The sequence below is a fragment of the Streptomyces sp. CB02980 genome (genome assembly GCF_014451325.2).
GTDB lineage: Bacteria > Actinomycetota > Actinomycetes > Streptomycetales > Streptomycetaceae > Streptomyces.
In genome coordinates this window covers 104,981-120,563 of the sequence record NZ_JACSCH020000006.1, presented here as the reverse complement: position 1 = coordinate 120,563, position 15,583 = coordinate 104,981, and the positions used below count along the sequence as shown (strand labels likewise).

The window sequence follows — 15,583 nt, the reverse complement described above, 5'->3', positions numbered from 1 at the left end:
GACGATCTTCCGAATCACTTCGAACGTACCGCTGATGACCTGTGGCATCAGCGAGGAAAGAGACCTCCATGGCCTCCCTGCTCGACCAGGTCAACGCGGGTTCGATCCGCTCCGACCTCCCCGCCTTCCGCCCCGGCGACACCGTGAACGTCCACGTGCGCGTCATCGAAGGCACCCGCTCGCGTATCCAGCAGTTCAAGGGCGTCGTCATCCGTCGCCAGGGTTCGGGCGTCAGCGAGACCTTCACGGTCCGCAAGGTCTCGTTCTCCGTCGGCGTCGAGCGCACCTTCCCGGTGAACAGCCCGATCTTCGAGAAGATCGAGCTCGTCACCCGCGGTGACGTCCGTCGCGCCAAGCTCTACTACCTGCGTGAGCTGCGCGGCAAGGCTGCCAAGATCAAGGAGAAGCGCGACCGCTGAGCTCAGGCTCCCGGCACGCTCGACGCTTCCGAGCCCTCGCACAGGCAGTCCGGATAGGCTCTGCCACCGATGGACACCGAAGCACAGCACACGGAGCGCGACCCCTCTTCCGGTACGGAGGACGGGTCGCGCTCCGCGCGCGTTTCCGAGGACACGAACGACGCGAAGGACACGGGGGACGCGGCAGACGCCGGGAGTGCGAGGAGTGCCTCCTCCTGGCGGCGCACGGCCTTCGTGGGCGCCGCCTGCGTGACCTTCCTGCTGCTCCTGAGCCACTTCGTGATGCAGCCCTTCCTGATCCCCAGCCGCTCCATGGAACCGACCCTCCAGGTCGGCGACCGGATCCTGGTCAACAAGCTGGCGTACCGTTTCGGCAATGAGCCGGGCCGGGGCGACGTCGTCGTCTTCGACGGCACCGGATCCTTCGTACGGGAACAGCCCCGGGGCAATCCCGTCACCGGGCTCCTGCACGACGGGGCGGCCGCCCTCGGGCTCGCCGAACCCGACGAGACCGACTTCGTGAAGCGGGTCGTCGGCATCGGCGGCGACCGCGTCGTCTGCTGCGACAAGAACGGCCGGCTCACCGTCAACGGCGTACCCGTCGAGGAGCGCTACGTGATGTTCGGCGACCAGCCGTCCAGCGTGCCCTTCGACATCGTCGTCCCGCAGGACAGGCTCTGGGTCATGGGCGACCACCGCAGCCAGTCCAGCGACTCCCGCGACCACCTCGGCAACCCCGGCGGCGGCATGGTCCCCGTCGACAAGGTCGTCGGCCGCGCCGACTGGATCGCCTGGCCCTTCGGCCGCTGGTCCACGGTCCAGGAGACCGACGCCTTCGACGCCGTACCCGCCGCGCCGGCCGGCGGACACGGGACGGCACCCCATGGGTAGCCGGGGACGACCGCCGGGCGGCGCCGGGCGCGCCCCCGACCAGGGACCCGATCAGGCCCCACCCCTGCCGGGCCGGGCCGAGCGGCGCAGACTCGCCCGCAAGGTCAAGCGGCGACGGCAGCGCTCCGCGATCCGCGAGATCCCCATCCTCATCACGGTGGCCGTACTCATCGCGCTCGTCCTGAAGACCTTCCTGGTCCAGGCGTTCGTCATTCCCTCCGGCTCCATGGAACAGACGATCCGCATCTCCGACCGGGTCCTCGTCGACAAGCTCACGCCCTGGTTCGGCTCCCGCCCGCAGCGCGGCGACGTCGTCGTCTTCAAGGACCCGGGCAACTGGCTCCAGCAGGAGGCCACGCCGCCCGCCGACGACCCGGTGGGCATCAAGCAGGCCAAGCAGGCCCTCACCTTCATCGGACTGCTGCCCTCCGCCGACGACCGCGACCTCATCAAGCGGGTCGTCGCCGTCGGGGGCGACACCGTCCGCTGCTGCGGCAAGGACGGGCGGATCACCGTCAACGGCGTACCGCTCGACGAGCCGTACCTGCACCCGGGCAACGAGCCGTCGACCATCCCCTTCGAGGTGAAGGTGCCGCAGGGCCGGATCTTCGTCCTCGGCGACCACCGCTCCGACTCGGCCGACTCCCGCTTCCACCTCGACGAGAAGGACCACGGCACCGTCTCCGAGGAGCAGGTCGTGGGCCGTGCCGTGGTGATCGCCTGGCCCGTCGCACACTGGCGGGGCCTGGAGGAACGCGGGACTTTCGCCGCCGTACCGGACGCCCGTGCGAGTTCCGGGACCGCGCTCGGCCCGTCGCATAGTGTGTCCCAGCGGAATCTCAACGGATTCCCCGGGCTCCCGACCCCTGCGGAACTTCTGCTCGTTATGGGAGTGGTGGGCCTGTCCCTGTTCCGGGGCAGGCGATCGCACGGACTGAGGAGTGGATGTGGGGGATTTGGCCGTCGGCGCACGATCCGGACACGATGAGCCCGACAAGAGGGCCGGCGGGGCCTTCGGCGATGACACGACGGGTGACGACGTGACGGATGACGGGCAGGCGCAGCCGCCGAGTGGCGGGGCACCGGACGGCGGGACGCCGGACGACGGTGACGAGACGGCGGACGGACCCGGCCGGGGCCCCAAGAAGCCGCGTTCCTTCTGGAAGGAACTGCCTCTGCTGGTCGGCATCGCGCTCGTACTCGCCCTGCTGATCAAGACCTTCCTGGTGCAGGCGTTCTCGATCCCCTCGGAATCGATGATGAACACCCTCCAGCGGGGCGACCGGGTTCTCGTCGACAAGCTGACCCCCTGGTTCGGCTCCGAGCCCGAGCGCGGCGAGGTCGTCGTCTTCCACGACCCGGGCGGCTGGCTCGAAGGCCAGGAGACGCCCACGCCCAACGTGGTGCAGAAGTTCCTCAGCTTCATCGGCCTCATGCCGTCCGCCGAGGAGAAGGACCTCATCAAGCGGGTCATCGCCGTCGGCGGCGACACGGTGTCCTGCAAGGAGGGCGGCAAGGTCGTCCTCAACGGCGTGCCGCTGGACGAGACCTCGTACCTCTACCCCGGCTCCGTCCCCTGCCAGGACTCCTTCGGCCCGATCAAGGTCCCCGAGAACCGCATCTGGGTCATGGGCGACAACCGCCAGAACTCCCTCGACTCCCGCTTCCACCAGCAGCTCCCCGGCGGTGGCACCGTCTCCGACGACGAGGTCGTGGGCCGCGCGGTCGTGATCGCCTGGCCCGTCACCCGCTGGGCCACCCTCCCGGTGCCCGACATCTTCGACAACCCCGCGCTCAACAAGGCCCTGAGTGCCGCCCCCCTCGGCGCGGCCGGTCTCGCCGGAGCGCTCCCGCTGGTCCTGTGGCGCCGGAAGAAGGTCGCCGCACGGCATACCGCCGAGTAGTGACCCGCAGGTAGGGTGCCGTCCCGGACCGTCGAAGACCAACGGTCCGCCGACAGACCTACGGGGTGCGCACATGAGCGGAAACATACGGACCAAGGGCGGCCACGGCCGCCTCGGCAGCATGCTGTCGGGGCTGGCCGTGGCCGTCGGCTGTGTGCTCTTCCTCGGCGGCTTCGTCTGGGGAGCCCTGCTCTACCAGCCGTACTCCGTCCCCACCGACTCCATGACCCCCACCCTCGACGTCGGATCCAAGATCCTCGCCCAGCGCATCGACGGCGAGGAGGTGCGGCGCGGGGACGTCGTCGTCTTCACCGACCCCCTCTGGGGCAACACGCCCATGGTCAAGCGGGTCGCCGCGGTCGGCGGCGACACCGTCGCCTGCTGCGACGGGGACGGCCGCCTCACCGTCAACGGCAAGCCCGTCGACGAGCCCTATCTGCGGCCCGGACCGGGCGGCCGGATCGTCGCATCCGGCACCGAATTCTCGGTCACCGTCCCGGCCGCCCACCTCTTCCTCCTCGGCGACGACCGGCACACCTCGCTCGACTCCCGTACGCACATGGAGGAGGCCGGACAGGGCTCCGTGCCCCGCTCCTCCGTGGTCGCCAGGGTCGACGCCGTGGTCTGGCCCGCCAAGGGCCTCCTGGACCGCCCCACGGGCTTCGCCGGCCTTCCCGGCGGGATCTCGGAGCCCGGGCCCGTCATGCCCCTCCTGGGCGCGATCGCGGCCGGAGCCGTGCTGGTGATGGCCGGGGGAGCGTACGGGCCGGTGGTACGGCGGGTGGGCCGGCTGACGAAGCGCCGACCGGCGGGCACGGCTCCCGGGGCGCGGGAGAAGGTGGGTACATGACGGACTCCGCGGCACGGCGGACGCAGGGGCCCGGTGCCGAGCCGGGCAGCGGGCCCGGTACCGCGGCGGGTGCCGATTCGGGTGCGGGTGCGGCGGATGCCGATTCGGGTACCGCGCCGGGTGCCGATCCGCAGGCGGAGGTCCGGCGGGTCGCGCGGGTCGTCCTGCTCGACCCCGACGACCGCATCCTCCTCATGCACGGGTACGAGCCCGACCACCCCGACCAGACCTGGTGGTTCACGCCCGGCGGCGGACTGGAGGGCGACGAGACCCGGCAGGAGGCGGCCCTGCGCGAGCTCGCCGAGGAGACCGGCATCACCGACATCGACCTCGGGCCCGTGCTCTGGACGCGGTACTGCTCGTTCCCCTTCGACGGGCGCCGCTGGGACCAGGACGAGTGGTACTACCTCGCCCGCACCCGCAGGACCGAGGCCGCGCCCCGGCCCCAGGCCCTCACCGAGCTGGAGAACCGCAGCCTCGCGGGCCTCAGATGGTGGACCTCCGCCGAACTGTCGGCGGCCCGTGAGACGGTGTACCCGACCAGACTCGCCGAGCTGCTGCGCACGCTGCTCGACGAGGGACCTCCGCGTGCACCGGTGGTTCTCGCCCCGGAAATCGTTTAGGGGCGCGTCCGCCTGGCGCACAATAGGGGGACGCACGGCTGAAGGGGAACATGCCATGAGCGCCGAGGACCTCGAGAAGTACGAGACCGAGATGGAGCTGAAGCTCTACCGGGAGTACCGCGATGTCGTCGGGCTGTTCAAATACGTGATCGAGACCGAGCGGCGCTTCTACCTCACCAACGACTACGAGATGCAGGTGCACTCGGTCCAGGGCGAGGTCTTCTTCGAGGTCAGCATGGCCGACGCCTGGGTCTGGGACATGTACAGACCGGCCAGGTTCGTCAAGCAGGTCCGCGTTCTCACCTTCAAGGACGTGAACATCGAGGAGCTCAACAAGAGCGACCTCGAACTCCCCGGCAGCTGAACCGACCTCGCCCGCAAGGGTGAGCAGGTTTTCCACAGGCCCTCGGCCGTCCACAGCGCCGCACGCGATCCCAGCCCCTCCGTCACAGTCGGTGACGGAGGTGGTACCGCATGAACAGGACCCAAGCACTCGGACGGTACGGAGAAGAGCTGGCCACCCGCCTGCTCACCGCGACCGGCATGCACATCCTCGCCCGCAACTGGCGCTGCGGCCGGACCGGCGAGATCGACATCGTCGCCCGCCACGGCGACACCCTCGTCATCTGCGAGGTCAAGACCCGGCGCGACGGCGGGTACGAACACCCGATGGCCGCCGTCACACCCCGCAAGGCGGACCGGCTCCGACGGCTCGCGGCCTGCTGGCTCGACCGCAACGGCGTCCCGGCCCCTCTCGGCGGCGTCCGCATCGACCTCATCGGCATCGTCCTGCCCCGCCGCGGCGCCCCGCACCTCACCCACGCCCAGGGGGTGGCCTGAGATGGGATTCGCCCGCACCTGCTCCGTCGCCCTCGTCGGTGTCGAAGGCGTCGTCGTCGAGGTCCAGGCCGACCTCGAACCCGGCGTCGCCGCCTTCACCCTCGTCGGCCTCCCCGACAAGAGCCTCACCGAGAGCCGTGACCGGGTCCGCGCCGCCGTCGTCAACTCCGGCGCCGAATGGCCCCAGAAGAAACTCACCGTCGGGCTCAGCCCCGCATCCGTACCGAAGGGCGGATCGGGTTTCGACCTGGCCGTAGCGGCGGCGGTTCTCGGCGCGGCCGAGCGCATCGACCCCCGCGCCATCGCCGACCTCGTCCTCATCGGCGAACTCGGCCTTGACGGACGCGTCCGGCCCGTCCGCGGCATCCTCCCCGCCGTCCTCGCCGCCGCCGACGCCGGGTACCGCCAGGTCGTCGTCCCCGAACAGACCGCCGGCGAGGCCGCCCTCGTCCCCGGAGTGTCCGTCCTCGGCGTCCGCAGCCTCCGCCAGCTCATCGCCGTCCTCACCGACGAACCCGTCCCCGAGGAGGAACCCACCGAGGCCGGCCGACCCGACGCCATGCTCGCCGGACTCCTCGTCCCCGGCGCCGGCCTCGGCACCGGACTCGCCGCCGACCCCACCGACCCCTCCGAAGGCCCCGACCTCGCCGACGTCGCCGGCCAGCACCGAGCCCGCCGCGCCCTCGAAGTCGCCGCCGCGGGCAGCCACCACCTGCTGCTCTCCGGACCGCCCGGCGCCGGGAAGACCATGCTGGCCGAGCGCCTCCCCGGCATCCTCCCGCCCCTCACCCGGCAGGAATCCCTCGAAGTCACCGCCGTCCACTCCGTCGCCGGCATCCTCCCGCCCGGCGAACCCCTCGTCCGTCGCGCCCCCTACTGCGCGCCCCACCACTCCGCCACCATGCAGTCCCTCGTCGGCGGCGGAAACGGACTCCCCAGGCCCGGCGCCGTCTCCCTCGCCCACCGGGGCATCCTCTTCCTGGACGAAGCCCCGGAGTTCTCCGGCAAGGCCCTCGACGCCCTCCGCCAACCCCTCGAATCCGGGCACGTCGTCATCGCCCGCGCCGCCGGCGTCGTCCGCCTCCCCGCCCGCTTCCTCCTCGCCCTCGCCGCCAACCCCTGCCCCTGCGGACGCCACACCCTGCACGGCGCCGGCTGCGAATGCCCCGCCGCGCTCGTCCGCCGCTACCAGGCGCGTCTCTCCGGACCCCTCCTCGACCGCGTCGACCTCCGGGTCGAGGTCGAACCGGTCACCCGCTCCGACCTCCTCGGCCAAGGAGCCCGCGGCGAGACCACCGAGGCCGTCGCCGAACGCGTCCGCGAAGCCCGCGACCGCGCCGCCGCACGCCTCGCCGACACCCCCTGGCACGTCAACAGCGAGATCCCCGGACACGAACTCCGCACCCGCTACCTGGCCACCCCCGGAGCCCTCGCCACCGCCGAACGCGACATCGAACGCGGACTCCTCACCGCCCGCGGCCTCGACCGGGTCCTCCGTGTCGCCTGGACCGTCGCCGACCTCGCCGGACACGACCGCCCCGACAGCGAGGACATCGCCCTCGCCCTCGAACTGCGCACCGGCATCGCCCGCGGCGTGCCCGTCGCAACGGGGGGCCGGGCATGACCACCCCCGACCCCCGCTCCGGCACCCCCGGCTCGGCCTCCATGGGCGAGCGACTGGCACGGGCCACACTCAGCCGCGCCGTCGAACCCGGCGACGAGCACGCCGGCCGCTGGCTCCACCGCTACGGAGCCACCGGCTTCCTCGACCGGCTCCTCGACACCACGCCCGCTTCCCGCGACACCACGCCCGCTCCCCGCGCTCCCCGGAAGGACGGTGACGCCGACCCCTTCCCCGGCACCGGACCGAAACGCGTCGCCTCCTGGCGACTGCGCGCCGCCGCCGCCGACCCCACCCGCGACCTCGCCACCATCCACGACCTCGGCGGACGCTTCCTCGTCCCCGGCGACACCGAATGGCCCCGCCAGCTCGACGACCTCGCGGACGCCCGCCCCCTCGGCCTCTGGGTCCGGGGCCCCGCCGACCTGCGCACCTGGGCCCTCCGCTCCGTCGCCCTCGTCGGCGCCCGCGCCTGCACCCCGTACGGCGCCCACACCGCCGCCGACCTCGCCACCGGCCTCGCCGGACAAGGCTGGGTCGTCGTCTCCGGAGCCGCCTACGGCATCGACGGCGCCGCCCACCGCGGCGCACTCGCCGCGGGCGGAGCCACCGTCGCCGTCCTCGCCTGCGGCGTCGACACCCCGTACCCCCGAGGCCACGACCAACTCATCCGTCGCGTCGCCGAACAAGGCCTCGTCGTAGGGGAGTTGCCGCCCGAGAGCCACCCCACCCCCAGCCGTTTCATCCTCCGCAACCGGGTCATCGCCGCCCTCACCCGAGGCACCGTCGTCATCGAGGCCCGACACCGCAGCGGTTCGCTCGTCACCGCCCGCGCCGCCACCCGCCTCGGCCGTCACCTCATGGGCGTCCCCGGACCCGTGACCAGCGCACTCTCCGCCGGCGTCCATGAACTCCTCCGCGGCGACGCGGCCCTCGTCACCGACGCCGACGAGATCATCGAACTCGTCGGCGACATGGGCCAGCTCGCCCCGGCGCGCCGAGGACCCGTCCTCCCGCGTGACCTCCTCGCCCCGGCCGCGGCGCACATCCTCGAAGCGATCCCGGCCCGCGGTCCCACCCCCACCCCCGCCACCGTCATCGCCCGTCGCGCCGGTACCACCCCCGACGACACCCTCGCCAAGCTGTACGAACTCCACTCCCTCGGCTTCGTCGAACGACACGGAGAGGGCTGGCAGTTGACGAACACGACAACTCCCGCGTCGAACGCGCGGCGAGGCGGTACTTGACCTGGAGCATTCGGGTGAAAGGGTGAAGGCGATGAACAATCGAGTTCTCTCGGCCGCACCCGAGGGGCCGACACGCGCCACGGCCCGGGTTCGAAGATGTGGCCGACGGCGTCCACCCGGAGCGGCGCGATCCGCCGATGTTCGCGCACCGCGACCGCGCACTCACGCTACGCTCACCAGGATTCCGTCCAGGACGCCCACACCGACACACCCGACAGCAGAACGGCTCAAGGCAACGCATGCCCCAGCACACCTCCGGGTCTGACCGCGCTGCGGTGCCCCCAGCAGCCCGGGGCGCCGTGCGACCACCCGCACCGACCTCCCTCGACGAACTGTGGCGGTCGTACAAGGACACGGGAGACGAGCGGCTGCGGGAACAGCTGATCCTGCACTACTCGCCCCTCGTCAAATACGTCGCGGGACGAGTCAGCGTCGGGCTGCCGTCCAACGTGGAACAGGCCGACTTCGTCTCCTCCGGAGTCTTCGGCCTCATCGACGCCATCGAGAAGTTCGACGTCGAGCGCGCGATCAAGTTCGAGACGTACGCCATCACCCGCATCCGCGGCGCCATGATCGACGAACTCCGCGCCCTCGACTGGATCCCGCGCTCCGTCCGCCAGAAGGCCCGCAACGTCGAGCGCGCGTACGCCACCCTCGAAGCCCAGCTCCGGCGCACCCCCTCCGAGACCGAGGTCGCCGCGGAGATGGACGTCACGCTGGAGGAACTGCACGCGGTTTTCAGCCAGTTGTCCCTGGCGAACGTCGTCGCCCTCGAAGAGCTGCTGCACGTGGGCGGCGAGGGCGGCGACCGGCTCTCCCTGATGGACACCCTCGAGGACACCGCCGCCGACAACCCCGTCGAGGTCGCCGAGGACCGTGAGCTGCGCCGGCTGCTCGCCCGCGCCATCAACACGCTCCCCGAGCGGGAGAAGACCGTCGTCACGCTCTACTACTACGAGGGCCTCACTCTCGCCGAGATCGGCCACGTCCTCGGCGTCACCGAGAGCCGCGTCAGCCAGATCCACACCAAGTCCGTCCTCCAGCTCCGGGCCAAGCTGGCCGACGTCGGACGCTGACCCGGCGCGAGCCGGTCGTACAGTGGAGCCGTGCCCAGGATTCGAGCGGCCTCGGTGGCCGAGCACCGGACGATGCAGCGTGGCGCCCTCCTGGACGCCGCGCGTGCCCTGCTGTCCGAGGGCGGTACGGAGGCGCTGACCTTCCCCGCACTCGCCGAGCGCACGGGCCTCGCCCGTTCCTCGGTATACGAGTACTTCCGATCGCGCGCGGCCGTCGTCGAAGAGCTGTGCGCCGTCGACTTCCCCGTCTGGGCCGCCGAGGTCGAGGTGGCCATGGACGGCGCGGACACCCCGCAGGGCAAGGTCGAGGCCTATGTCCGCAAGCAGCTGGAGCTCGTCGGCGACCGCAGGCACCGCGCGGTCGTCGCCATCTCGGCGAGCGAGCTCGACGACGGCGCCCGCGAGAAGATCCGCGCGGCCCACGGCGGACTCGTCGCCATGATCGTCGAAGCCCTCGCGGCCCTGGGCCAGCCCCAGCCCCGCCTGGGCGCCATGCTCCTCCAGGGCGTCGTCGACGCCGCAGTCCGCCGCGTCGAGCTCGGCGCGGCCGAGAACCCCGAAGAGATCGCCGAGGCGGCGGTCACGATGGCCCTCCACGGGGTCAACGGCACCCAGGCCTGACAGCCCGCGATCGGGGCCCCTGCCCCGATCCCCCCGCCCCCGCCCCCGCCCCCGCCCCCTGCCCCCCGCCCCCCGGCCCCCCGCCCCCCTGCCCCCCTGCCCCCCTGCCCCTACCCCTTTGCTCCCCGGACGCCCCGATCACCCTCCGACCGGTAGTAGGCGGGACGGAGCGCGTGGGGTCAGGAGCAGCGGGTTCAGGTAGTGGTCGCCTCTGAGGAGGCCCCAGTGGAGGCAGGTCTCCGGACAGTGCGTGCCGGGGGCGACCCGGGCGATCGGGGTGCCGGCCGCGACCCGCGTGCCGGTCTCCACCAGCGGAGTCACCGGGGTGAAGGTGGTCCGCAGTGGGGGAGTGCCCGAGTGCGGCAGGGTGAGGGTGAGGACCCCGTGGCCGCCGACCGGGCCCGCGAAGGTGACCGTGCCCGCGGTCGGGGCCACGACCGGGGTGCCCGGCGGGGCGGCCAGGTCGACGCCGCGATGGCCGGCCGCGTACGGGCCCGGCGGTGGCTGCCAGCCGCGGAGGATCTCCGGGGGCGGCGGGCCCACCGGCCACAGGAGGCCGAGGGTCAGGATCAGTGCCGTGAGGTGCATGGGAGAACGCTCCCCCGCGCGTCCGGTTCACAGGGGTGGCGGACGGTTTCTGTGGACTACCCGCCGGTTGTGGACAGCGCCGTCACCCGCTGCTCCCGGGGTCCCGTACACTTCCTATGGCGACCCGGGTCACCGGGTCGACTTCGCACGCCCCGCCACTACCCTCACCGGCCGTGGCAGCGCCTTTCGGTCCCTCGCGGGCATGGCGCGTCGGGGTGTCAGGAACATAACCGAGAAACCCAAGGAGATACGGCCATGGCCGTCGTCACGATGCGGGAGCTGCTGGAAAGCGGCGTCCACTTCGGTCACCAGACCCGTCGCTGGAACCCGAAGATGAAGCGCTTCATCTTCACCGAGCGCAACGGCATCTACATCATCGACCTGCTCCAGTCGCTGTCGTACATCGACCGCGCCTTCGAGTTCGTCAAGGAGACCGTCGCGCACGGCGGCTCCATCATGTTCGTCGGTACGAAGAAGCAGGCCCAGGAGGCCATCGCCGAGCAGGCGACGCGTGTCGGCATGCCGTACGTCAACCAGCGTTGGCTCGGTGGCATGCTCACCAACTTCTCCACCGTCTACAAGCGTCTGCAGCGCCTCAAGGAGCTCGAGCAGATCGACTTCGAGGACGTGGCCGCCTCCGGCCTCACCAAGAAGGAGCTCCTGGTCCTCTCCCGCGAGAAGGCCAAGCTGGAGAAGACCCTTGGCGGTATCCGCGAGATGTCCAAGGTGCCCAGCGCCGTCTGGATCGTGGACACCAAGAAGGAGCACATCGCCGTCGGTGAGGCTCGCAAGCTGAAGATCCCGGTCGTCGCGATCCTCGACACCAACTGCGACCCCGACGAGGTCGACTACAAGATCCCGGGCAACGACGACGCGATCCGCTCCGTCACCCTGCTCACCCGCGTGATCGCCGACGCCGTCGCCGAGGGCCTCATCGCCCGTTCCGGCGCCGCGACCGGCGACTCGAAGCCGGGCGAGAAGGCCGCCGGCGAGCCCCTCGCCGAGTGGGAGCGCGACCTGCTCGAGGGTGAGAAGAAGGCCGACGACGCCGAGGTCCAGACCTCCGCCGAGACCGAGAAGGTCGCCGACGCCGAGGCCGCTGACGCCCCGGCCGAGGTCGCCGAGGTTGCCGAGGTTGCCGCCGAGGTCGTCGCCGAGGCTCCGGCCGCGGACGCCGAGCAGGCCTGACCCTTCAGGACCTTCGGGTGACGACGGCGGGGGCCCACGAAGCCCCCGCCGTCCACCCGTGGACCCGCCCGATCTTTCAGACTTCGAGAGAGAAACAGACTCATGGCGAACTACACCGCCGCTGACGTCAAGAAGCTCCGCGAGCTCACCGGCGCCGGCATGATGGACTGCAAGAAGGCCCTCGACGAGGCCGACGGCAACGTCGACAAGGCCGTCGAGGCCCTGCGCATCAAGGGCCAGAAGGGCGTCGCCAAGCGCGAGGGCCGCTCCGCCGAGAACGGCGCCGTGGTCTCCCTCATCGCCGACGACAACACCTCCGGCGTCCTCGTCGAGCTGAAGTGCGAGACGGACTTCGTCGCCAAGGGTGACAAGTTCCAGGCCGTCGCCAACCAGCTGGCCGCGCACGTCGCCGCCACCGCCCCGGCCGACCTGGAGGCGCTGCTCGCCTCCGAGATCGAGGCCGGCAAGACGGTGCAGGCGTTCGTCGACGAGGCCAACGCCAACCTCGGCGAGAAGATCGTCCTGGACCGCTTCGCGCAGTACGCCGACGGCTTCGTCTTCGCGTACATGCACCGCACGATGCCGGACCTCCCGCCGCAGATCGGTGTCCTCGTCGAGTTCGACAAGGCCGACGCCGCCGTCGCCAAGGGTGTCGCCCAGCACATCGCCGCCTTCGCGCCGAAGTACCTCACCCGTGAGGACGTTCCGGCCGAGGTCGTCGAGACCGAGCGTCGCGTCGCCGAGGAGACCACCCGCGCCGAGGGCAAGCCCGAGGCCGCGCTCCCGAAGATCGTCGAGGGTCGCGTGAACGGCTTCTTCAAGGACGCGACGCTGCTCGGTCAGCCGTACGCCCTTGACAACAAGAAGTCCGTCCAGCAGATCCTGGACGAGGCCGGTGTCACCCTGAAGCGCTTCAGCCGCATCAAGGTCGGCATCTGAGTCCGTACGCGAACGCGACGGACACCGGACCCCGATAGGGTCTGAGGCAGTCGTCCGCGCACGCGCAGGACGACCGCAGATCTGACGAGGAGGCCATTGCCGTACGGGAAACCCGCGAGGACCCAAGGCAATGGCCTCCTTCGTATGTGCACGAGGAGATCTCCATGAACCAGGGCGCCGTACAGGGCGACAACAACGGCAACAAGGCCGGCCGCTACATGCTGAAGCTGTCCGGAGAAGCCTTCTCCGGCGGTACCGGCCTGGGCGTCGACCCCAATGTCGTGCACGCCATCGCGCGTGAGATCGCAGCCGTCGTCCGCGACGGCGCGGAGATCGCGGTGGTGATCGGCGGCGGAAACTTCTTCCGTGGCGCCGAGCTCCAGCAGCGCGGCATGGACCGGGCCCGCTCCGACTACATGGGCATGCTCGGCACCGTGATGAACTGCCTCGCCCTCCAGGACTTCCTGGAGAAGGAAGGCATCGACTCCCGCGTCCAGACCGCCATCACCATGGGCCAGGTCGCCGAGCCGTACATTCCGCTGCGCGCCGTGCGCCACCTGGAGAAGGGCCGCGTGGTCATCTTCGGTGCGGGCATGGGCATGCCGTACTTCTCCACGGACACCACCGCCGCCCAGCGTGCCCTGGAGATCGAGGCCGAGGCCCTGCTCATGGGCAAGAACGGCGTGGACGGCGTCTACGACTCCGACCCGAAGGCCAACCCCGACGCGGTCAAGTTCGACGCACTGGAGTACAGCGAGGTGCTCTCCCGCGACCTCAAGGTCGCCGACGCCACCGCCATCACCCTGTGCCGGGACAACAACCTCCCGATCCTCGTCTTCGAACTGCTCACCGAGGGCAATATCGCTCGCGCGGTGAAGGGTGAGAAGATCGGCACGCTCGTGAGCGACCAGGGCACCCGGGCCTGACCCGAACCGGGGAACCGCCCCGCAAGGGGATGGACAGAGCCCTGCCGGTCGTACACCGTGCAGGACACAACGCGACGACACGCAGGAGCATGTGGTGATCGAAGAGACCCTCCTCGAGGCCGAGGAGAAGATGGAGAAGGCCGTCGTGGTCGCCAAGGAGGACTTCGCCGCGATCCGCACCGGCCGTGCGCACCCGGCGATGTTCAACAAGATCGTGGCGGACTACTACGGTGCCATCACCCCCATCAACCAGCTGGCGTCCTTCTCCGTTCCGGAGCCGCGGATGGCCGTGGTGACCCCGTTCGACAAGAGCGCGCTGCGCAACATCGAGCAGGCGATCCGGGACTCGGACCTCGGCGTCAACCCGAGCAACGACGGCAACATCATCCGGGTGGTGTTCCCCGAGCTGACGGAGGAGCGCCGCCGCGAGTACATCAAGGTCGCCAAGAGCAAGGCCGAGGACTCGAAGATCTCGATCCGCTCGGTCCGCCGCAAGGCCAAGGAGACCATCGACAAGCTCGTCAAGGACGGCGAGGTCGGCGAGGACGAGGGCCGCCGCGCCGAGAAGGAGCTCGACGACACCACCGCGAAGTACGTCTCGCAGGTGGACGAGCTGCTCAAGCACAAGGAAGCCGAGCTGCTCGAGGTCTGATGAACGACTCTTCCTGGGGGGCCCCGGCCGGTTCCGGCCGTGGGGGACCCGACCAGGGGCCCGTCCCGGCGGGTCCCGCATACGATCGGCATCAGGCGGCGCAGACTCGGCCCATGCCCATCGTGCCCGACGTTCCCGCCGGCGGATTCCAGGACGGTCACGGCCGGGGGGCCGCTCACCCGAGCGGTCCCCTGTTCCGTGACGAGACGCCGCACGAGCACCCGCAGGAGCCCATGCCCAGCCCCGCCCCGCCTCCGCCGCCCGCGCCGCCGGCGCCACGGCAGAAGAAGAGCGCGGGGCGCAATCTGGGCGCGGCCATAGGGGTCGGGGTCGGCCTCGGGGCCGTCATCATCGCCTCGCTGTACGTCTGGGCTCCGGCGTTCGTCGGGGTGATAGCGGTCGCCGTGGTGGTCGGGCTGTGGGAGCTGACCTCCCGTCTCCAGGAGCGCAAGGGGATCAAGGCTCCGCTGGTGCCGCTCGCGGTCGGCGGCGCGGCGATGGTCGTCGCCGGTTACGTCCGGGGGCCCGAGGGCGCCTGGGTGGCGATGGCGCTCACGGCACTCGCGGTACTCGTCTGGCGGATGACGGAGCCTCCCGAGGGCTATCTGAAGGACGTCACGGCGGGTGTGTTCGCGGCGTTCTACGTGCCGTTCCTGGCGACGTTCGTGGCGTTGATGCTCACCGCCGACGACGGCCCGCAGCGGGTGCTGACGTTCCTGGTGCTCACGGTGGTCAGCGACACGGGTGCGTACGCGATCGGCTGGCGCTTCGGCAAGCACAAGCTGGCACCGAGGATCAGTCCCGGAAAGACCCGCGAGGGTCTGTTCGGGGCGGTGACCTTCGCGATGGCGGCGGGCGCGCTGTGCATGCAGTTCATGATCGACGACGGCGTCTGGTGGCAGGGTCTGCTGCTGGGCCTCGCGGTGGCGACGAGCGCGACGCTCGGCGACCTCGGCGAGTCGATGATCAAGCGGGACCTGGGCATCAAGGACATGGGCACCCTGCTTCCCGGGCACGGCGGGATCATGGACCGGCTGGACTCGCTGCTGCCGACGGCTCCGGTCGTGTGGCTGCTGTTCGTGATCTTCGTCGGTTCGGCCTGATCCGTACGCGTGTGCCGTAAGGGCCCGTCACCCTCCGGGGGTGACGGGCCCTTACGCATGGGGGCGGCGTGTGGGCGCAGTCGCCGAGCCGGCGG

General features: G+C 71.0%; 18 protein-coding genes. 17 read left to right on the top strand and 1 reads right to left on the bottom strand.

The window, feature by feature from the left end; genetic code table 11:
* The first annotated feature begins 68 nt into the window (after positions 1 to 68).
* The 12 genes from rplS (at position 69) to E0F75_RS14955 (ending at position 10,092) form a co-directional block, all read left to right on the top strand.
* Positions 69 to 419 (top strand): 50S ribosomal protein L19, encoded by a 351-nt coding sequence (gene rplS / locus E0F75_RS15010; RefSeq protein WP_187623035.1) that lies wholly within the window; start codon positions 69 to 71, stop codon positions 417 to 419.
* A 69-nt stretch (positions 420 to 488) separates the two neighbouring features.
* On the top strand, positions 489 to 1,310 hold the full coding sequence (lepB, locus tag E0F75_RS15005; protein WP_187623034.1) for a signal peptidase I: 822 nt from the start codon (positions 489 to 491) through the stop codon (positions 1,308 to 1,310).
* Complete coding sequence (gene lepB, locus E0F75_RS15000) at positions 1,303 to 2,298, top strand: signal peptidase I (RefSeq protein WP_187623033.1); 996 nt, start codon at positions 1,303 to 1,305, stop codon at positions 2,296 to 2,298. The genes lepB (E0F75_RS15005) and lepB (E0F75_RS15000) overlap by 8 nt, the downstream gene beginning before the upstream one ends.
* Positions 2,267 to 3,214, top strand: a complete 948-nt coding sequence (lepB, locus tag E0F75_RS14995) for a signal peptidase I (protein ID WP_187623230.1) — start codon at positions 2,267 to 2,269, stop codon at positions 3,212 to 3,214. Before lepB (E0F75_RS15000) ends, lepB (E0F75_RS14995) begins: the two co-directional genes overlap by 32 nt.
* A gap of 73 nt (positions 3,215 to 3,287) precedes the next feature.
* Entirely contained in the window at positions 3,288 to 4,064 is a 777-nt protein-coding gene (lepB, locus tag E0F75_RS14990; protein WP_187623032.1) for a signal peptidase I, read from the top strand.
* A complete protein-coding gene (locus tag E0F75_RS14985) occupies positions 4,061 to 4,687 on the top strand; it encodes an NUDIX hydrolase (RefSeq protein ID WP_267499437.1) in 627 nt (208 codons plus the stop codon). Before lepB (E0F75_RS14990) ends, E0F75_RS14985 begins: the two co-directional genes overlap by 4 nt.
* A 55-nt stretch (positions 4,688 to 4,742) precedes the next feature.
* A complete protein-coding gene (locus E0F75_RS14980; protein WP_005311352.1) occupies positions 4,743 to 5,051 on the top strand; it encodes a DUF2469 domain-containing protein in 309 nt (102 codons plus the stop codon).
* A gap of 110 nt (positions 5,052 to 5,161) precedes the next feature.
* Positions 5,162 to 5,527 carry a YraN family protein gene (locus E0F75_RS14975; protein WP_187623031.1) on the top strand — a complete coding sequence of 122 codons (366 nt, stop codon included), beginning with the start codon at positions 5,162 to 5,164 and terminating at the stop codon, positions 5,525 to 5,527.
* A gap of 1 nt (position 5,528) precedes the next feature.
* Positions 5,529 to 7,151, top strand: a complete 1,623-nt coding sequence (locus tag E0F75_RS14970) for a YifB family Mg chelatase-like AAA ATPase (RefSeq protein WP_187623030.1) — start codon at positions 5,529 to 5,531, stop codon at positions 7,149 to 7,151.
* Positions 7,148 to 8,395 carry a DNA-processing protein DprA gene (gene dprA / locus E0F75_RS14965; protein ID WP_187623029.1) on the top strand — a complete coding sequence of 416 codons (1,248 nt, stop codon included), beginning with the start codon at positions 7,148 to 7,150 and terminating at the stop codon, positions 8,393 to 8,395. Before E0F75_RS14970 ends, dprA begins: the two co-directional genes overlap by 4 nt.
* A gap of 239 nt (positions 8,396 to 8,634) precedes the next feature.
* Positions 8,635 to 9,471 carry an RNA polymerase sigma factor WhiG gene (whiG, locus tag E0F75_RS14960; protein WP_187623028.1) on the top strand — a complete coding sequence of 279 codons (837 nt, stop codon included), beginning with the start codon at positions 8,635 to 8,637 and terminating at the stop codon, positions 9,469 to 9,471.
* A gap of 72 nt (positions 9,472 to 9,543) precedes the next feature.
* Entirely contained in the window at positions 9,544 to 10,092 is a 549-nt protein-coding gene (locus E0F75_RS14955; RefSeq protein ID WP_187623228.1) for a TetR/AcrR family transcriptional regulator, read from the top strand.
* Positions 10,093 to 10,230: 138 nt separating this feature from the next.
* Here E0F75_RS14955 and E0F75_RS14950 read toward each other — a convergent pair whose 3' ends face one another.
* A complete protein-coding gene (locus E0F75_RS14950) occupies positions 10,231 to 10,680 on the bottom strand; it encodes a murein hydrolase activator EnvC (RefSeq protein WP_187623027.1) in 450 nt (149 codons plus the stop codon).
* A gap of 255 nt (positions 10,681 to 10,935) precedes the next feature.
* Here E0F75_RS14950 and rpsB point away from each other — a divergent pair, with 255 nt between their 5' ends.
* The 5 genes from rpsB to E0F75_RS14925 all read left to right on the top strand — a co-directional run bounded on the left by rpsB (position 10,936) and on the right by E0F75_RS14925 (position 15,488).
* Positions 10,936 to 11,868, top strand: a complete 933-nt coding sequence (gene rpsB / locus E0F75_RS14945; protein ID WP_187623026.1) for a 30S ribosomal protein S2 — start codon at positions 10,936 to 10,938, stop codon at positions 11,866 to 11,868.
* A 102-nt stretch (positions 11,869 to 11,970) separates the two neighbouring features.
* Positions 11,971 to 12,807 carry a translation elongation factor Ts gene (gene tsf / locus E0F75_RS14940; RefSeq protein WP_187623025.1) on the top strand — a complete coding sequence of 279 codons (837 nt, stop codon included), beginning with the start codon at positions 11,971 to 11,973 and terminating at the stop codon, positions 12,805 to 12,807.
* A 164-nt stretch (positions 12,808 to 12,971) separates the two neighbouring features.
* Positions 12,972 to 13,733, top strand: coding sequence for a UMP kinase (gene pyrH, locus E0F75_RS14935; protein WP_187623024.1), 762 nt, complete (start codon positions 12,972 to 12,974; stop codon positions 13,731 to 13,733).
* 94 nt (positions 13,734 to 13,827) lie between these two features.
* A complete protein-coding gene (frr, locus tag E0F75_RS14930) occupies positions 13,828 to 14,385 on the top strand; it encodes a ribosome recycling factor (RefSeq protein WP_055598433.1) in 558 nt (185 codons plus the stop codon).
* A complete protein-coding gene (locus tag E0F75_RS14925) occupies positions 14,385 to 15,488 on the top strand; it encodes a phosphatidate cytidylyltransferase (protein WP_187623023.1) in 1,104 nt (367 codons plus the stop codon). The genes frr and E0F75_RS14925 overlap by 1 nt, the downstream gene beginning before the upstream one ends.
* The last annotated feature ends 95 nt before the right edge of the window (positions 15,489 to 15,583 follow it).